18 protein-coding genes and 1 pseudogene are annotated in these 16,125 nt (G+C 71.1%); 10 read left to right on the top strand and 9 right to left on the bottom strand.

All coding sequences use genetic code 11. The features are described 5' to 3' along the window. Positions 1-3: 3 nt before the first annotated feature. Positions 4-194 (bottom strand): annotated as a pseudogene (locus tag QFZ67_RS34560) (ATP-binding cassette domain-containing protein); the annotation flags it as partial. Beyond that, positions 191-496 carry an SHOCT domain-containing protein gene (locus QFZ67_RS34555; RefSeq protein ID WP_307664970.1) on the bottom strand — a complete coding sequence of 102 codons (306 nt, stop codon included), beginning with the start codon at positions 494-496 and terminating at the stop codon, positions 191-193. The gene QFZ67_RS34555 and the pseudogene QFZ67_RS34560, both read right to left, overlap by 4 nt. A 175-nt stretch (positions 497-671) precedes the next feature. Between QFZ67_RS34555 and QFZ67_RS34550 the strand changes: the two genes are divergently transcribed. Together QFZ67_RS34550 and QFZ67_RS34545 are read left to right on the top strand one after the other, a co-directional pair. Then, on the top strand, positions 672-1,253 hold the full coding sequence (locus QFZ67_RS34550) for a TetR/AcrR family transcriptional regulator (RefSeq protein ID WP_307664969.1): 582 nt from the start codon (positions 672-674) through the stop codon (positions 1,251-1,253). Further along, positions 1,253-1,834, top strand: a complete 582-nt coding sequence (locus QFZ67_RS34545; protein ID WP_307664968.1) for a DUF4865 family protein — start codon at positions 1,253-1,255, stop codon at positions 1,832-1,834. Before QFZ67_RS34550 ends, QFZ67_RS34545 begins: the two co-directional genes overlap by 1 nt. Positions 1,835-1,922: 88 nt before the next feature. On the opposite strand, the gene QFZ67_RS34540 is transcribed toward QFZ67_RS34545, so the two are convergent. Both QFZ67_RS34540 and QFZ67_RS34535 read right to left on the bottom strand, forming a co-directional pair. Continuing rightward, positions 1,923-2,774, bottom strand: coding sequence for a YhjD/YihY/BrkB family envelope integrity protein (locus tag QFZ67_RS34540; protein WP_307664967.1), 852 nt, complete (start codon positions 2,772-2,774; stop codon positions 1,923-1,925). Between the two features lie 68 nt (positions 2,775-2,842). Beyond that, positions 2,843-4,057 (bottom strand): ROK family protein, encoded by a 1,215-nt coding sequence (locus tag QFZ67_RS34535; protein WP_307664966.1) that lies wholly within the window; start codon positions 4,055-4,057, stop codon positions 2,843-2,845. A gap of 76 nt (positions 4,058-4,133) precedes the next feature. On the opposite strand from QFZ67_RS34535, the gene QFZ67_RS34530 reads away from it, so the two are divergent. From QFZ67_RS34530 to QFZ67_RS34520, 3 genes are all read left to right on the top strand, one after another. Beyond that, positions 4,134-5,354 (top strand): MFS transporter, encoded by a 1,221-nt coding sequence (locus tag QFZ67_RS34530; protein WP_307664965.1) that lies wholly within the window; start codon positions 4,134-4,136, stop codon positions 5,352-5,354. Between the two features lie 73 nt (positions 5,355-5,427). Continuing rightward, positions 5,428-5,775, top strand: coding sequence for an SCO4225 family membrane protein (locus QFZ67_RS34525; protein WP_307664964.1), 348 nt, complete (start codon positions 5,428-5,430; stop codon positions 5,773-5,775). 22 nt (positions 5,776-5,797) lie between these two features. Further along, entirely contained in the window at positions 5,798-6,541 is a 744-nt protein-coding gene (locus QFZ67_RS34520) for a maleylpyruvate isomerase family mycothiol-dependent enzyme (RefSeq protein WP_307664963.1), read from the top strand. Positions 6,542-6,594: 53 nt separating this feature from the next. On the opposite strand, the gene QFZ67_RS34515 is transcribed toward QFZ67_RS34520, so the two are convergent. Further along, entirely contained in the window at positions 6,595-6,996 is a 402-nt protein-coding gene (locus QFZ67_RS34515) for a MarR family winged helix-turn-helix transcriptional regulator (RefSeq protein ID WP_307664962.1), read from the bottom strand. 87 nt (positions 6,997-7,083) lie between these two features. Between QFZ67_RS34515 and QFZ67_RS34510 the strand changes: the two genes are divergently transcribed. Together QFZ67_RS34510 and QFZ67_RS34505 are read left to right on the top strand one after the other, a co-directional pair. Next, positions 7,084-8,565, top strand: a complete 1,482-nt coding sequence (locus tag QFZ67_RS34510) for an MFS transporter (RefSeq protein WP_307664961.1) — start codon at positions 7,084-7,086, stop codon at positions 8,563-8,565. Positions 8,566-8,640: 75 nt separating this feature from the next. After that, positions 8,641-8,928 carry a DUF6332 family protein gene (locus tag QFZ67_RS34505; protein WP_307664960.1) on the top strand — a complete coding sequence of 96 codons (288 nt, stop codon included), beginning with the start codon at positions 8,641-8,643 and terminating at the stop codon, positions 8,926-8,928. Here the strand turns inward: QFZ67_RS34505 and QFZ67_RS34500 are convergent. Together QFZ67_RS34500 and QFZ67_RS34495 are read right to left on the bottom strand one after the other, a co-directional pair. Then, positions 8,889-9,554, bottom strand: coding sequence for a response regulator transcription factor (locus QFZ67_RS34500; RefSeq protein WP_307664959.1), 666 nt, complete (start codon positions 9,552-9,554; stop codon positions 8,889-8,891). The genes QFZ67_RS34505 and QFZ67_RS34500 overlap by 40 nt on opposite strands. Then, positions 9,551-10,780 (bottom strand): sensor histidine kinase, encoded by a 1,230-nt coding sequence (locus tag QFZ67_RS34495; protein WP_307664958.1) that lies wholly within the window; start codon positions 10,778-10,780, stop codon positions 9,551-9,553. The genes QFZ67_RS34500 and QFZ67_RS34495 overlap by 4 nt, the downstream gene beginning before the upstream one ends. A gap of 224 nt (positions 10,781-11,004) precedes the next feature. Here QFZ67_RS34495 and QFZ67_RS34490 point away from each other — a divergent pair, with 224 nt between their 5' ends. Beyond that, a complete protein-coding gene (locus QFZ67_RS34490) occupies positions 11,005-11,454 on the top strand; it encodes a nitroreductase family deazaflavin-dependent oxidoreductase (RefSeq protein ID WP_307664957.1) in 450 nt (149 codons plus the stop codon). Between the two features lie 30 nt (positions 11,455-11,484). Here QFZ67_RS34490 and QFZ67_RS34485 read toward each other — a convergent pair whose 3' ends face one another. Next, complete coding sequence (locus QFZ67_RS34485; RefSeq protein ID WP_307664956.1) at positions 11,485-12,702, bottom strand: geranylgeranyl reductase family protein; 1,218 nt, start codon at positions 12,700-12,702, stop codon at positions 11,485-11,487. A 142-nt stretch (positions 12,703-12,844) separates the two neighbouring features. Here QFZ67_RS34485 and QFZ67_RS34480 point away from each other — a divergent pair, with 142 nt between their 5' ends. Together QFZ67_RS34480 and QFZ67_RS34475 are read left to right on the top strand one after the other, a co-directional pair. After that, positions 12,845-14,209 carry a dipeptidase gene (locus tag QFZ67_RS34480; protein ID WP_307664955.1) on the top strand — a complete coding sequence of 455 codons (1,365 nt, stop codon included), beginning with the start codon at positions 12,845-12,847 and terminating at the stop codon, positions 14,207-14,209. 83 nt (positions 14,210-14,292) lie between these two features. Then, a complete protein-coding gene (locus QFZ67_RS34475; RefSeq protein ID WP_307664954.1) occupies positions 14,293-14,988 on the top strand; it encodes an MBL fold metallo-hydrolase in 696 nt (231 codons plus the stop codon). Here QFZ67_RS34475 and QFZ67_RS34470 read toward each other — a convergent pair. Continuing rightward, entirely contained in the window at positions 14,962-15,996 is a 1,035-nt protein-coding gene (locus QFZ67_RS34470) for an NUDIX hydrolase (protein ID WP_307664953.1), read from the bottom strand. The genes QFZ67_RS34475 and QFZ67_RS34470 overlap by 27 nt on opposite strands. Positions 15,997-16,125: the final 129 nt, after the last annotated feature.

Below are 16,125 nucleotides of genomic sequence, written 5' to 3'. Positions count from 1 at the left end.
CCCCAGCGAAGCGAGGGGAAGCATAAGGGTCGATTTGCCGGAGCCCGAGGGCCCCATGATCGCGGTGAAGCGGCCGACGGGAAGTCGACGCTCACCCCGTCCAGGGCCCTCACTTCGGTATCGCCCTTGCCGTAGATCTTCACGGCGCCGACGACCCGGGCTGCGGTGCGGGTCCGGGTGGCGGTGGCGGTCATACCGCACTGTCCTTGCCCGTACGGCCGAACTGCTCGTCCAGGACGGACAGCCGCCGCCAGTACTCGTCCTCGTCGATCTCACCGGCGGCGAAGCGGCGGCCGAGCAGCGCGATCGGCGAGTTCTCGCCGTGCGTCGAGCCGGGCCTCTGCGTCGAGCGGGGTCCCTGCCAGGGGCCGCGGCGCCCGCGCCACACGCCGGTGCGGCGCAGAACGGTGACGACGCCGACGACGACGGCCGCCCAGATCAGCGGGAAGAAGAGAATCCACGGGCCTGGCCCGTCTGCGTACGCCAGGGTGTTCATCTCGGCTCAGCTCCTCGGTGGCGATGGTGGTGCGTGGGTTCCTTGTCGCCTTTGAGGCTCCCGCCGGGAGGGGGTCGAAGTCGTCGTACGGCCAGCGGCACTGCGCATACCACCCGGGGAGTATTCAGGGCTTTCGTGGCTGCTCCCGGCTGCCCTGGATTCTGTACCTACTAGTATGTACAGTCTGTTCATGAGCACTCCCGAGCGGCTGATCGAGGCCACCCGCGAGCTGCTGTGGGAGCGCGGCTACGTGGGCACCAGCCCCAAGGCCATCCAGCGGCAGGCCGGGGCAGGCCAGGGCAGCATGTACCACCACTTCGAAGGCAAGCCCGATCTGGCGCTGGCGGCGATCCGGCGTACGGCGGACGAGATGCGGGCCGCCGCGGAGGCGGCACTGAGCGGCGAGGGGACCGCGTACGAGCGGATCAGCGCATATCTGCTGCGGGAGCGCGATGTGCTGCGCGGCTGCCCGGTGGGACGCCTGACGATGGACCCGGACGTCATCGCGAGCGACGAGCTGCGCGCCCCGGTCGACGGGACGCTGGACTGGCTGCGCGGCCGGCTCGCCGCGATCGTCCAGGAGGGCCGGGAGCGGGGCGAGTTGAGCACCGCGCTGGTGCCCGCGGAGATCGCGGCGACGATCGTCGCGACCGTGCAGGGCGGCTATGTGCTGGCTCGCGCGTCCGGCACGACGGCCGCGTTCAAAGCGGGCGTGCGGGGGCTGCTCGCCCTGCTGCGTACGACCGGGAGCGCCTGATGCATGCCATGCAGTACGAGATCACCTTGCCCGCCGACTACGACATGGGGATCATCCGCAAGCGGGTCGCGACGAAGGGGCATCTCCTCGACGACTTTCCCGGGCTCGGCCTCAAGGCGTATCTGATGCGCGAGCGCGGCCACGACTCACCGGTGAATCAGTACGCGCCGTTCTATCTGTGGGCCGCCCCCGAGGGCATGAACCGCCTCCTCTGGGGGCCGGGATTCCAGGGCATCGTCGATGACTTCGGGCGGCCCGAGGTGCAGCACTGGACCGGGCTCGCGTACGAGGAGGGGCCTGCGGCCGCCGCCGCGCCACGCACCGCCGTGCGGCGCAAGCAGCGGATTCCGCAGCCTGCTCCGCTCGCCCCCGTGATCGAGGAGGCCGTAGGGGAGACGCGGCGCCTGGCGCGGCTGGACGGCGTGGTGTGCGCGGCGCTCGCCGTCGATCCGCGCCACTGGGAGCTGCTGTACTTCACGCTCTGGGAGTACGAAACGCCCGAGGCGACCGGCGACCTCTACGAGGTGCTCCATCTCTCGGCCCCGCAGCGGGACGGGCTCCCCCGCGGGCGGCAGTGGTGAGCGCCGTGCCGATGGCCGTCCGTAGGCCCGAGGCGCTCGCTCAGCTGTCGCGGTCGCACGGAATCCCGCCCCGCGCCCTCTGCTGGGCCTAGGGAGCGTCTTCCGGCTCGCGTCCCAGTCGGCGCCCCACGCTTCCTTCGTGGATGAGGCGTCCCACGAGCGCTCCTCCGTAGACGACCACGCCGACACCGACGAGCCAGGACTGGATGACCAGCACGGTCCCGAACGGGCCGTAGGTGACGGCGGTCGACGCGATCAGCGGTGAGAAGACGAGTTGCGAGAAGACCCGCAGGCCGAGCAGGCCCACGGCCGTCGCCACCGACCCCGGCAGCAGGGCCCGCCAGCGGACCCGGCCGCCGAGCAGCACACGCTGGGACAGCAAGAAGAAGATGCAGGTGCCGATCAGATCTGCCAGGGCGCCCAGGATCGTCTCCCAGACAGCGTCGGTGGGCACGGGCGTGCTGGCGAAGACCACCAGGGAGAAGACGAGCAGGGCCAGCCAGACGACATGCCGCCACATGGTGTGCCAGCGGGCCGTCGGCAGGTCCCAGACCTTCTCGTAGCCGGTCTGCACCGCCGAACCGAAGGTCAGACCGAAGACGGTGAGCGCGGCGAGACCGAACGCGGTCGTGCGCTGCAGCGCCTGCCCAGGCAGGCCGAACAGCCGCTCGACCTCGTCCTGGGAGGCCTCCGAGACCCCCAGCGCCTGGCCCAGCCAGCGGGCGAAGCCCTGTCCGCTCGCCGGGTCGGCCGCCGCGACGACGATCAGGAGCGGGACAAGCGTCAGAAAGCCGAGTGCGGCGAAGCCCATCGCGCGGTGCATCAGCTCCACCTCGCGGCCGCGGTTCCAGGCGAGCCCGAGGGGTGACGCGAGAGTCCTGCTGTGCAGGTTCCGGAGCGGGTGCGCATGGTGCTCCGCGCCGGAAGGCTTCTGGGTCATAGGTCGTCGCCTACCCGAAAGTGCGCCCCCAAGCGTCCATCGTGCCCCCGGACGGGTGTCGTCGCCCGTCAGCCGAGCGCGCCCAGCGGGTCGTCCAGGACCGGCTGCCACGCCAACTCCGCCGCTCCCACCAGACTGTTGTGGTCCAGCGTGCAGGCCAGGATCGGCACTCCGCCACTGCGGCCCCACAGACTGCGGTCGGCGACCACGGCGCGCAGTCGCTCGGGGTCGGCGTCGAGGAGCTCGCGGTGCAGCCCGCCGAGGATGATCCGGTCGGGGTTGAGGATGTTGACCAGGCCGGCGAGCCCGAGGCCGAGGCGGTCGATGAGCTCCTCGCCCGCGTTCCGTACGGCCGGGTCGTCGTACTCCGTACGCAGCAGCTGCCGGGACTGCTGCAGCAGCGAGACCTCGGGGCCCGGGTCGCGGCCCGCGGCGGTGAGGAAGGCGAGCGGGTCGGCCTCGACGTCGAGGCAGCCGCGGCTGCCGCAGTGGCAGGGGCGGCCCTCGGGGTTGACGGTGAGATGGCCGACCTCGAGGGCGAGGCCCGAACTGCCGGTGTGCAGACGGCCGTCGAGGACGAGCGCGCCGCCGACGCCCCGGTGACCGGTGGCGACACAGAGCAGATGCTGGGCGCCGCGGCCCGCGCCGTGCCGGTGCTCGGCGAGCGCCGCGAGGTTGACATCGTTGCCGGTGAAGGCGGGGCCCTGGATGCCCGCCGCGCGTACGCGCTCGGCGAAGATGTCCCGGACGGGGGCGCCTGCCGGCCAGGCGAGGTGCAGCGGGTTGAGGGCGGTGCCGTCCGGCTCGGCGACCGCGGAGGGCACGGCGAGGCCCGCGCCAACGCACCGTCGCCCGCTCTCGTGCAGCAGGGCCGCGCCCGCGTCGACGACCTCGCCGAGCACCTGGGCGGGGTCGGCGGAGACGGTGACGCAGCCGGGGGCGGTGGCGACGGTGCGGCCGCCGAGTCCGACCAGCGCGGCCCGGAATCCGTCGGCGTGCACCTGGGCGGCGAGTACGACGGGGCCCGTGTCGTCGACGGAGAGCCGGTGCGAGGGGCGGCCCTGGGAGCCGGCGGCGGCGCCGGGCCGGGAGTCGACGCGGATGAGACCGAGCGCTTCGAGTTCCGCGGCCACCGCCCCGGCGGTGGCGCGGGTGACGCCGAGTTCGGCGGTGAGCACGGCGCGGGTGGGCGCACGGCCCGTATGAACCAGTTCCAGCGCGGGGCCGAGCGCGCTGCGGCCCCTCTCCAGCCTTGCTTTGGTGGTCGTCGCCTTGCCGTTCATGAAGGCGAGTCTCCCATGATCGGGGTGCTGAGCAGCCGCCTTGTACGGATCGGTGCCAGGCCCCTATGCTGAGTTTGTGCCGCACCTAAACAAACTACGGACGGCCGTTCCGGGGGGACCCGGCGGAAACCCCGCCCCACCCTCCCTGTTCCGCCTCCGTACCGCGCTGACCGTGTTCTTCGCCCTCGACGGCTTTCTCTTCGCCGGCTGGGTGGTCCGCATCCCCGCGATCAAGCAGCAGACCGGCTCGTCGGCGAGCGATCTGGGGCTGGCGCTGCTCGGGGTCTCGGCGGGCGCGGTGGTGACAATGACGCTGACCGGACGGCTCTGCCGCCGGATCGGCAGCCATCCGGTGACCGTCGTCAGCGCCGTACTGCTGTCGCTGAGCATCGCGCTCCCGCCGCTCACGCACTCGGCGCTCGCCCTCGGTCTTGTGCTGCTGGTCTTCGGTGCGGCGTACGGCGGAATCAATGTCGCGATGAACAGCGCGGCGGTCGATCTGGTCGCGGCCATGCGGCGGCCGGTGATGCCGAGCTTCCACGCGGCGTTCAGCCTCGGCGGCATGATCGGCGCGGGGCTCGGCGGTCTGGTCGCGGGCGGCCTCTCCCCCACCGCGCATCTGCTCACCCTCACCGCCGTCGGCCTGCTGGTCACCGCCGTCGCGGGACCCGTCCTGCTGCGCCACCCGGCGCCGACAGCCGGGCCCGCGGCCAAGGAGCCGGTACCACGCCGACTGAAGGGGCGTACGCGCCAACTCGTCGTCCTCTTCGGCGTGATCGCGCTCTGCACGGCGTACGGAGAAGGCGCGATGGCCGACTGGGGCGCGCTCCACCTCGAAGAGGATCTGCACGCACACCCCGGCATCGCCGCCGCCGGGTACTCCCTCTTCGCGCTGGCCATGACGGCCGGCCGGCTCTCCGGCACGGCCATGCTGGAGCGGCTCGGCCAGACCCGCACCCTTGTCGCGGGCGGCACGACGGCCGCGACCGGCATGCTGCTCGGCGCGCTCGCGCCCAGCGTGTGGCTCGCGCTGCTGGGCTTCGCCGTCACCGGCCTGGGCCTCGCGAACATCTTCCCGGTCGCGGTGGCCAGGGCGGGCGCGCTGGCCGGCCCCGGCGGGGTCGCGGCCGCGTCCACGCTCGGCTACGGCGGGATGCTGCTCGGGCCGCCCGCGATCGGCTTCCTCGCCGACTGGTTCTCGCTGCCCGTGGCGCTGACGACGGTGGCCGCCCTCGCGGGTGGCGCGGCACTGATTGGGTACACGGCCCGCAATGCGTCTGCGCCGCGGGACAACTGAGTAGGCGTACTCAGGCAGAACCGCCGCCCCGGACGCACCATGGGAGCAATGACGTCCAGGTGGGGAGAAGGCCATGAAGTCTGAACGGCTAGGCACGCTGACGCGACTCGCCTTCGGCAATCGCGCCTCACAGGCGTATCTGGCGCTGGTCGCCGTGGCGACGGTGTACGTCACGATCGACACCGTCTTCGTCCATCACGAGGACGCCTCGTTCGCCGGCATATGGCTGTTCCTGCTGGCCGCTCCGACCGTGTTCGGCTTCTTCGTCGTCGGCTCGATGTTCGGCGACGCGGTCTCCTCGGCCGCGTGGTTCATGTACACCGCCCTGGTGCTGTCGGTGCTCATCCAGTCGGTCGCCCTCGGTTTCTTCGTACGGCTGCTGCGTGGACGCCCGCACTCTGCGCACCCCCAGGGAGCTTGAGCTCGGTGGCACAATCTCCCGCATGGAGACCGCCGAGCTGATCAAATCCCTCGTCCGGGAGGGCCAGTTGCTGGCCGCGGCCGCCGTCGAAGCGGGCCCCGGCGCGAGAGTGCCGACGTGCCCCGGCTGGCAGGTACGGGACGTGCTCAGGCACACGGGCATGGTCCACCGCTGGGCGACGGCCTTCATCACCGAGGGATACGTCCGCTTCCACCCCGCCGATGAGCTGTCCGAGCTCGACGGTGACGAGCTGGTGGAGTGGTTCAGGGACGGTCACGGTCTGCTGGTGGCGGCGCTGAACGAGGCGCCCGCGGACGTGGAGTGCTGGACCTTCCTGCCCGCGCCGTCGCCGCTCGCGTTCTGGGCCCGGCGGCAGGCGCACGAGACCGCGATCCACCGCGCCGACGTCGAGTCAGCCCTGGGCGGCAAGCCCAGTCCGATCGCCGCGGAGTTCGCGGCCGACGGCATCGCCGAGCTGCTGACCGGCTTCCACGCCCGCTCCCGGAGCCGGGTGCGCTCCGAGGCGCCGCGCTCACTGCGCGTGCGGCCGATCGACACCGATGACGTGTGGACCGTGTGGGTATCGACGGACGCGCCCCGCACGGAGCCCAGCGAAGAGGGTCCCGCGGACTGCGAGTTGAGCGGCAGGGCCGAGCAGCTCTATCTGACGCTCTGGAACCGACTGCCGCAGACCGCCGTGTCCGTCACGGGCGACGCGGAGCTCGCGAAGCTGTGGCGCGAGCAGTCCGCCGTCACCTGGTCATAGACGATCACACGGACTTACGCGGACGGGCCCGGGCTTACGTGGACGGGCCCGGCTTACGCGGACGGGCCCGGCAGCATCCGGGACAGCACCGCGCGCTGGAGCGGCTGCACCTCGGCATGGCGTGCCCGGCCCGCTTCGGTCAGCGAGACCTGCACACCACGCCGGTCCACGGGGCACATCCCCCGCCTGACAAGTCCGTCCTTCTCCAGCCGCGCGATCAGCCGCGACAGGGCGCTCTGGCTGAGATGGACCCGGGACGCCAGCTCCTGCACGCGGAAGGAACACCCGCCGTCCTCCGCCTGCTCTTCGGCGAGCACATCGAGGACCTCGAAGTCACTGGCGCCGAGCCCGTGCTGATGCAGCTCGCGGTCGAGCTCGCAGATCGTGCGGGCATGCAGCGCGAGGACGTCCCGCCACTCATCCGCGAGCGCTCGCTCGGACTTCTTCGCCGCCATGACCGCACGTTAGCAGAAAAGACCCATTTTGTTGCACCGGAATTAAATGCACTTGCATTCAATGCATGTGCATGTACTGTCCTCTCCATGACCTCTCCGCTCACCGACCCCGCAGTGCAGGAACGCTGGAGCCCGCGACTGTGGGGCACCCTGCTCGTGCTCTGCGCCGCGATGTTCCTCGACGCCCTCGACGTCTCGATGGTCGGCGTCGCCCTGCCCTCGATCGCCACCGATCTCGACCTGTCCACCTCGGCCCTGCAGTGGATCGTCAGCGGCTACATCCTCGGATACGGCGGCCTCCTGCTGCTCGGCGGCCGCGCCGCCGACCTCCTCGGCCGGCGCCGGGTGTTCCTGATCGCGCTCGCCGTCTTCGCGCTGGCCTCGCTGCTCGGGGGACTCGTCGACTCCGGACCGCTGCTGATCGCCAGCCGCTTCATCAAGGGGCTGAGCGCCGCGTTCACCGCGCCCGCCGGGCTCTCCATCATCACCACGACCTTCAAGGAAGGTCCCCAGCGCAACCGCGCGCTGGCCATCTACACCACCTGCGCCGCCACCGGCTTCTCCATGGGCCTGGTGCTGTCCGGGCTGCTCACCGAGGTGAGCTGGCGCCTGACGATGCTGCTTCCCGCGCCCATCGCCCTGATCGCGCTCGTGGCCGGCATCAAGCTGATCCCGCAGAGCAGCCGTGAAGACTCCGGCAAGGGGTACGACGTGCCGGGCGCCGTCACCGGCACGGCCTCGATGCTGCTGCTGGTCTTCACCGTCGTACAGGCTCCCGAAGCAGGCTGGGCCTCGGCCCGCACGCTGCTGTCCTTCCTGGCCGTCGCCGCGCTGCTCACCGCGTTCGTCACCATCGAACGGCGCAGCTCGCATCCGCTGATCCGGCTGGGTGTACTGCGCGCGGGCAGCCAGATCCGGGCCAATCTCGGCGCGGCCTTCTTCTTCGGCTCGTACGTCGGTTTCCAGTTCCTCGTCACGCAGTACATGCAGTCCCTGCTCGGCTGGTCGGCGCTGCAGACGGCGCTGGCCTTCCTTCCGGCGGGCGCGCTGGTGGCGCTCTCCTCGACGAAGATCGGCTCAGTCGTCGACCGGTTCGGCACGCCACGTGTGATCGCGGTCGGCTTCTCGCTGCTGGTGGTCGCGTACGCGCTCTTCCTCCAGGTCGACCTCTCACCGAGCTACGCCGCTGCGATCCTGCCGTCGATGCTGCTGCTCGGCGCGGCCTGCGCGCTGGTCTTCCCCTCGCTCAACATCCAGGCCACCAACGGGGTGGAGGACCACGAACAGGGCATGGTCTCCGGCCTGCTGAACACCTCGATCCAGGTCGGCGGGGCCATCTTCCTGGCCGTGGTCACCGCGGTGATCACCGCGGACGGCAGCGACGGCGGCTCCCCGCAGGAGGTGCTGGACAGCTTCCGGCCCGGTCTGGTGGTGGTGACGGCGGTCGCGGCGGCCGGACTGCTCATCACGCTGACGGGACTGCGCACCCGGCGTGGGCGCCAGGAAACCGTCCTGGTCGCGAAGTCCGTACCGGATTCCGAGCCCGAGCGGGTGACGGTCGGCGACTGACCGGAACCGTGCTCAAGGGGGCGGCGGCCGACGGGAGTTCTTGCCCGTCGGCCGCCGCCCTGTGACACTTCGGGCATGGGGCGACGTACACAGGCGGAACGGGACGCGATCACGGTCGAGACCGGCTACGCACTCGTCAGCGGGTTCCTGGTCGCGGGGCTGACGTTCTTGGCGATCGCTGCACCGATGATGGTGATCCCCATGCACGCCGCCGAGCGCGGGCTGCTCATCGGCGCCACCGTGGCTGCCCTGGTCGTCTTCGTGCTGCGCGTCGTTACCGTGCTGTGGCGCTTTCCCGGGCACGGTCAGCCGATCAAGCCCGGTCAGCCCAGCCAGCCGGGCCGCACCAGCCCCGACTCGTAGGCCAGCACGACCAGTTGGGCCCGGTCGCGGGCTCCGAGCTTCACCATGGTGCGGCTCACATGGGTCTTGGCGGTGAGTGGGCTGACGACCAGTCGGCGGGCGATCTCCTCGTTGGACAGGCCGATTCCGACCAGGGCCATCACCTCGCGCTCCCGTTCGGTGAGCTCGCCGAGGCGCTCGGCGTCCGCGGGCGGCTTGGAGCGGGCCGCGAACTCCGCGATCAGCCGGCGCGTCACGCCCGGCGACAGCAACGCGTCCCCCTCCACCACCGCCCTTACCGCACGCAGCAGTTCCTCCGGTTCGGTGTCCTTCACCAGGAAGCCCGACGCGCCGGAGCGGATCGCCTCGAAGACGTACTCATCGAGCTCGAAGGTGGTGAGCATGACCACCTTCACACCGTCCAGCCGCTCGTCCCCGGTGATCCGGCGGGTGGCGGCGAGACCGTCCAGCCGGGGCATCCGGATGTCCATCAGCACGACGTCCGGGCGCAGTTCACCCACCAGCCGCACCGCCTCCTCGCCGTCGGCGGCCTCGCCCGCCACCTCGATGTCCTGCTGGGCATCGAGCAGCGCCCTGAACCCTGCCCTTACCAGCAGCTGATCGTCGGCGAGCAATACCCGGATCACATCGTCTCCTTAGGCTGCACCGGGAGGTCGGCCCACACCCGGAAGCCGCCGTCCGGCCGTGTACCGGCCTCGATCGTGCCACCGAGGGCGGCGGCCCGCTCCCGCATTCCGACAAGGCCGTTGCCGCTGCCGCCCGCGTCCGATCCGGTGGCCGGGCCTTCGTCGTCGATCCGCAGACCGAGCCGGCCGGGCGCGTACGTGATCCGCACCCGCGCGGTGCGCGATCCCGAGTGCCGTACGACGTTCGTCAGGGCCTCCTGGACGATCCGGAAGGCGGCGAGGTCGGTGCCGGGCGGCAGCGCCGCACCCTCGCCCTCCGTTACGACCTCGACGCTCAGTCCGGCGCTCGCGGCCTGTTCGACGAGCTCGGGCAGCCGATCGAGACCGGGCGCGGGCGCGCGGGGGGCGTCTCCGGGCGTACGCAGCGTGTCGAGCACCTGGCGCACCTCGCCCAGCGCCTCCTTGCTCGCCGCCTTGATGGTGGTGAGCGCGGTCCGGGCCTGCTCGGGGTTCGTGTCGAGGAGCGCGAGGCCGACACCCGCCTGGACGTTGATGACCGAGATGGAGTGCGCGAGGACGTCGTGCAGTTCACGCGCGATCCGCAGCCGCTCCTCGTCGGCCCGGCGCTTCTCGGCGGCGGCCCGCTCCTCGCGCTCACGGGCCCAGACCTCACGTCGTACGCGTACGAGCTCGGAGGCCGCGAGGATCGCCACCGCCCAGGCGGCGATGAACAGGTCCTGCCCCCAGGGCGTGGCGTCGTCCTTCGCAGGCGGCAGATATTGGTAGAGCCAGTGCCCGATCAGCACATGCCCCACCCAGAAACCGCCAATCGCCCACCAGGCAGCGCGCCGGTGCCCGGAGACGACGGCCGCGAAAGCGGCCACGGCGAGGATGAAGAAGACCGGTCCGTAGGGATAGCCCGCACCGAAGTAGATGAGCGCCACCGCCGAGACGCCGAAGACGGAGATGACCGGCCATCGGTTGCGCAGCAGAAGCAGGGCGGGGCCCGCCAGCAGCAGCACCCGCGCGAAGGCGTCCAGCGGCTCACGGTCCGGCTGGCCGTGCGCCGCGAACCCCGACCCCACCATGACGAACACGGCCACCGCGAGAGTCGACGGCCAGGGCAGTCTCGCGGCGTTCCGCCGTGCCTCCCAATGACGCAAGCCCGGTGGTCCGCCCCGTGCCCACGGCGGACCACCGCACATGCCGGTGCGCTGCTCTTCCATAACGGCCACGCTAGACCGGGCCCGGGCGCGCGGGCGTCAGCCAGGCGTGGCGATCACGCGTACTCCCTGTGCAGTACGGCATCGGGGTCGCGGCCCGCACGAACGGGTGCTGCGGTGGGCGTCGCGAACAGTGGAGATCAAGGCGAAGCCGACGTCGATCCGGTGCAGACTGCTCTTGACGGAGAGCACTGCTCGCGCGCACCAGCTGACGCAGGGAGATCGCCATGTCGCAGGCGCATTACATCAAGCCCGGCCGGTTCGACAACATCCTCAACGGCGCCATCGGCTGGCTCGCCCGCCGCGGTATCAGCCTGATGGGCACAGCTGAGCTCTCCGTACGCGGCCGCACCAGCGGCGAGTGGCGGCGCATCCCGGTCAACCCGCTCCCCTACGAGGGCGGCCCGTACCTGATCTCGGCGCGCGGCCACTCCCAGTGGGTGCGCAATCTGCGCGCCGCGGGCGGCGGAAAGCTCCAAGTCGGCCGCAAGACGAGGCAGTTCACCGCGGTGGAGCTGCCCGACGAGGAGAAGCCCGTCCTGCTGCGCACCTACCTCGAGCGCTGGGGCTGGGAGGTCGGCCGGTTCTTCGGGGAGATCAACGCCAAGTCCACGGACGAGGAGCTGCTGGCCGCGGCGCACAAGCACCCCGTCTTCCGGATCACCGTGACCAAGTGAGCCGAGCAGCCCAGTGCCGCGCCCCGCGCGCTAGGCGCGCCGGTCCATCGCTTCCAGCGCCCGCCGCGCCACCGCATGCGTACGCACAATCCCGGCCAGCGTCGTCGATCCGCGCGTGATGTCCGCGAACGCCTTCCATGCGGGCCTGAAGCCGGTGATCGCCGCGTGCAGCAGCCCCGGGCGGCGCTCGAAGAGGGCGAGCATCCGCCGCCCGACCCCCATCTCCACACCCAGCCCCGCCTTGATTGCGAACGCGTAGTTCAGCGCCTGCCGGCGGGCGTCCACGGCATCGTGGGCCTCCGAGATCCGTACCGCCCACTCCCCCGCGAGCCGCCCAGACCGCAGCGCGAAGGAGATACCCTCCCGGGTCCACGGCTCAAGGAGGCCGGCCGCGTCACCGCAGACCAGCACCCGCCCCCGCGACAGCGGCGAGTCGTCGCTGCGGCACCGGGTCAGATGCCCCGAGGAGATCGCCGGCTCGAATCCGGCGAGCCCCAGCCGCGCGATGAAGTCCTCCAGATACCGCTTGGTCGCCGCGCCCTCGCCGCGGGCCGAGATCACCCCGACGGTGAGCGTCTGTCCCTTGGGGAACACCCAGCCGTAGCTCCCGGGCATCGGTCCCCAGTCGATGAGCACCCGCCCCGCCCAGTCCTCGGCCACCGTCGCCGGCACCGGAATCTCCGCCTCCAGACCGAGGTCCACCTGGTCGAGCTTCACCCCGACATGTGCCCCTATCCGGCTGGCACTGCCGTCCGCGCCGACGACCGCGCGCGCGAGCACCGTCTCGCCGTCCGCCAGCACCACGGCGACCGTGCGCCGGTCCGGCACCGCGGGTCCGTGCTGCTCGACCCGGGAGACCGTCACGCCCGTACGCAGCACGGCGCCGGCCTTCTGTGCCTGCTCGACCAGGCCGGCGTCGAACTCTGGGCGGTTGATGAGGCCGAAGAGCATCCGCTTGGAGCGGCGCGTACGCGTCAGCCTGCCGTTCAGCGAGAAGGTGACGGCGTGCACCCTGTCCCGCAGCGGCAGCTCGAAGCCGGGCGGCAGGCTGTCGCGCGAGGGGCCGATGATCCCTCCGCCGCAGGTTTTGTAGCGGGGCAGCTCGGCCTTCTCCAGCAGGAGCACCTGACGGCCGGCGACTGCCGCCGCATAGGCCGCCGAGGCCCCGGCGGGCCCTGCGCCGACCACGACGACATCCCACACCGGCTCGCCGTGCTCTCCTACGGCGTCTGCGTTCTCGCTGCTCACGATCTGCTTCTGCTCCCGATCCGATGCGTGACCATGGTCTCGACGGCATCCTACGGCGCGGTCACTTCCTGCCCGTGCGAGGATCAACCACACCGTCGCCTTACACACATCGCACAACGTCGCACCCACAAGGAGCGTGCCCATGACCGCGAATCCGATCGCCGAGACCATCGCCTCACTGATGCCCCGCGCCAAGGCGGAGCTGACCGAGCTGGTGGCCTTCCAATCGGTGGCGGACGAGGCCGTGGCGCCGCGGAGTGAGTGCGAGGCCGCCGCGAACTGGGTGGCCGGTGCGCTGCGCTCCGAGGGATTCCAGGACGTCGCGCTGCTCGACACCCCCGACGGTTCGCAGTCGGTGTACGGGCTGCTGCCCGGCCCTGAGGGTGCGCCGACGGTGCTGCTGTACGCGCACTACGACGTGCAGCCGAAGCTGGACGAGTCCGCGTGGGTGACCCCGCCGTTCGAGCTGACCGAGCGGGACGGCCGCTGGTACGGGCGTGGTGCCGCCGACTGCAAGGGCGGCTTCATCATGCATCTGCTCGCGCTGCGCGCCCTCAAGACGAACGGCGGCATACCGGTCACCGTGAAGGTGATCGTGGAGGGCTCGGAGGAGCAGGGCACGGGCGGTCTGGAGCAGTACGCCGAGGCGCACCCGGAGCTGCTGACGGCCGATGCCATCGTGATCGGCGACACCGGGAACTTCCGGGTGGGTCTGCCCACTGTGACGGCGACGCTGCGCGGCATGACGATGATCCGCGTCCAGATCGACACCCTTGAGGGCAATCTGCACTCGGGCCAGTTCGGTGGCGCCGCGCCCGACGCGCTGGCCGCGCTCATCCGCGTACTGGACTCGCTTCGTGCAGAGGACGGCTCGACGGTGATCGACGGACTGCCGGCGCAGGCGCAGTGGGAGGGACTGCAGTACCCCGAGGGCGAGTTCCGCAAGGACGCCAAGGTTCTCGACGGTGTCGGCCTGACCGGCAACGGCACGGTCGCCGACCGTATCTGGGCGCGTCCCGCCGTCACCGTGATCGGCATCGACTGCCACCCGGTGGCCGGCGCGACCCCCTCCATCCCGGCGAGCGCCCGGGCGCAGATCAGCCTGCGGGTGCCGCCCGGCCAGGACGCCGCCGAGGCGACCGAGCTGCTGTTCGCGCACATCGAGAAGCACACGCCGTGGAACGCCCGGGTGTCGATGGAGCAGGTGGGTCAGGGCCAGGCGTTCCAGGCGGACGTCACCAGCCCCGCCTACACCTCGATGGCCGAGGCGATGCGCGTCGCCTACCCGGAAGAGGAGATGCAGGCCTCCGGCATGGGCGGCTCGATTCCGCTCTGCAATACGCTCGCCGCGCTCTACCCCGACGCGGAGATCCTGCTTATCGGCCTGAGCGAGCCGGAGGCACAGATCCACGCGGTGAACGAGTCCGTCTCGCCCGAGGAGCTGGAGCGGCTCTCCGTCGCGGAGGCGCTCTTCCTGGTCAACTACTCCGAGTCCAAGAAGGCTTGAGCGAGCGGGCTTAAGCGCTCAGCGTAGATCGCCGCAAGCGTAGATCCGTACGGCGGGCGTACGACGATGCGTACGTTCGCCATATGGACTTCATCGAGGTACTGCCTCAACTGCACATGTTCCGATTCCCTGTCGGCCAGGCCTACCTGTGGCGCGACGGCGACGAGCTGACCCTGATCGACGCGGGGAATGTGCACGCCGCTGCGGACATCGAGAAGGCGATACGGAGCGCGGGCCATAGCCCCCGCTCCATCCGCCGCATCGTGCTCACCCACTGCCACCGGGACCATGTGGGCGCGGCCGAGGAGCTGGCGGACCGGTACGGCGCCGAGGTGCTGGCCCACCGCCTCGACGCCCCCGTCGTCCGCGGCGAGCGGCCCGTCCCCGAGCCGGTCCTGCTCGACTGGGAGGTTCCGCTGTACGAGCACGGGCTCACGGTGCCGCCCGCCCCGCCCACCCGCGTCGACCACGAGCTCGAGGACGGCGACGAGATCGGCTTCGGCGACGGGGCCGTGGTGGTCCATGCCCCCGGCCACACCGACGGCTCCATCGGCATCCATCTCCCCCGCCACGGCGTGCTGTTCACGGGCGACTGCGTCGCGGCCGTGGGTCAGGTGATGCTGGGCGTCTTCAATGTGGACCGCGCGCGGGCCGAGGTGTCGATGCGCCGCCTTGCCTCGCTCGCGCCGTCCACCGTCTGCTTCGGTCACGGCGATCCCCTCACCGAGGATGCCGCGGCGGTGCTGCGCGCCTCAGCCGACAAGGACCCCAGCCTCTAGGTTGAGCACGGTCCCGCGCTCGCGCGCCCGCAGCGCCCAGCGGAGCCGCTCGTAGCGCGTCGGCGGCAGCAGTTGCGCCGCCTCCTGCTCGCATACGAAGCGCCAGCCGCGCAGCTCCGATCCGGGCAGCAGCACCCGTCCGGCCTCGACGCTGTGCAGCCGGCCGCCGTCGAAGAGCAGCCGCAGCCCGCCGAACCCGGGCGGCCGCGGCGCCTCCCAGTCGACCACCAACAGCCTTGGCACCTCGGCGAGTTCGATGCCGAGCTCTTCGGTCACCTCGCGCATTCCGGCCCGCGCGGGCGCCTCACCCCGTTCGACGACTCCGCCCGGGAACTCCCAGCCTGGTTTGTAGGTCGGGTCGACGAGGAGCACCCGGTCCTCCTCGTCGAAGAGCAGCACTCCGGCGGCGAGGGTTTCGGCGGTCGGCTCGGGCGTCTGCACGATCTCGCAGACCGCGGCGTCCCCGTTCCGTACCGCCTCGGCTATGTGCTCCGCAGTCTCGTGCGGGTCCAGTCGGCTGGTGTCTACGACGTGCGCGTCGGCCCCGATCCATTCGAGGGCGGCGAGGTAGGGCTCGATGTGGTCGTACGCCCACTGCCTCACGCGCTGGTCGGCGTCCGGGATGTCCGGCTCCTCGCGGGAGGCGATCCGCGCGCGCAGGATCGTTTCCTCCGGTCGAAGCAGCACATGCCGAACGGGAATCCGGCGGGATGCGAGCCCACCGAAGATCTCGTCGCGGTACTCCTGACGCAGCAGGGTCATCGGCACCACCAGCACACCGCCGAGCTCGGCCAGCAGAGCTGCCGCGGTGTCCACCACGAGCCGCCGCCAGATCGGCAGATCCTGGTAGTCGCTCACCTCGGCGAGGCGCTTCGGCGGCAGCAGGTGGCGCAAGTGGCCGCCGATGAGTTCAGGGTCGTACAGCGTGCTGTTCGGGATCAGATCGATCAGTTCGCGCGCGGTACTGGTTTTGCCCGCTCCGAACGCACCGTTGATCCAGACGATCACGGTTCCCCCTCTTTCGTAGCCCACTGTGGATTGCCCGCAACACCCTGCCACGGAAACCCGTGTCGGGAACCGGCAGGTTGATCGCGGACACAACCGCGGACACAACTGTGCCCTTGCTGTTGCCGGTTC

Source organism: Streptomyces sp. V1I1 (genome assembly GCF_030817355.1).
Lineage (GTDB): Bacteria > Actinomycetota > Actinomycetes > Streptomycetales > Streptomycetaceae > Streptomyces.
This window is presented reverse-complemented; position numbering and strand designations above follow the sequence as displayed.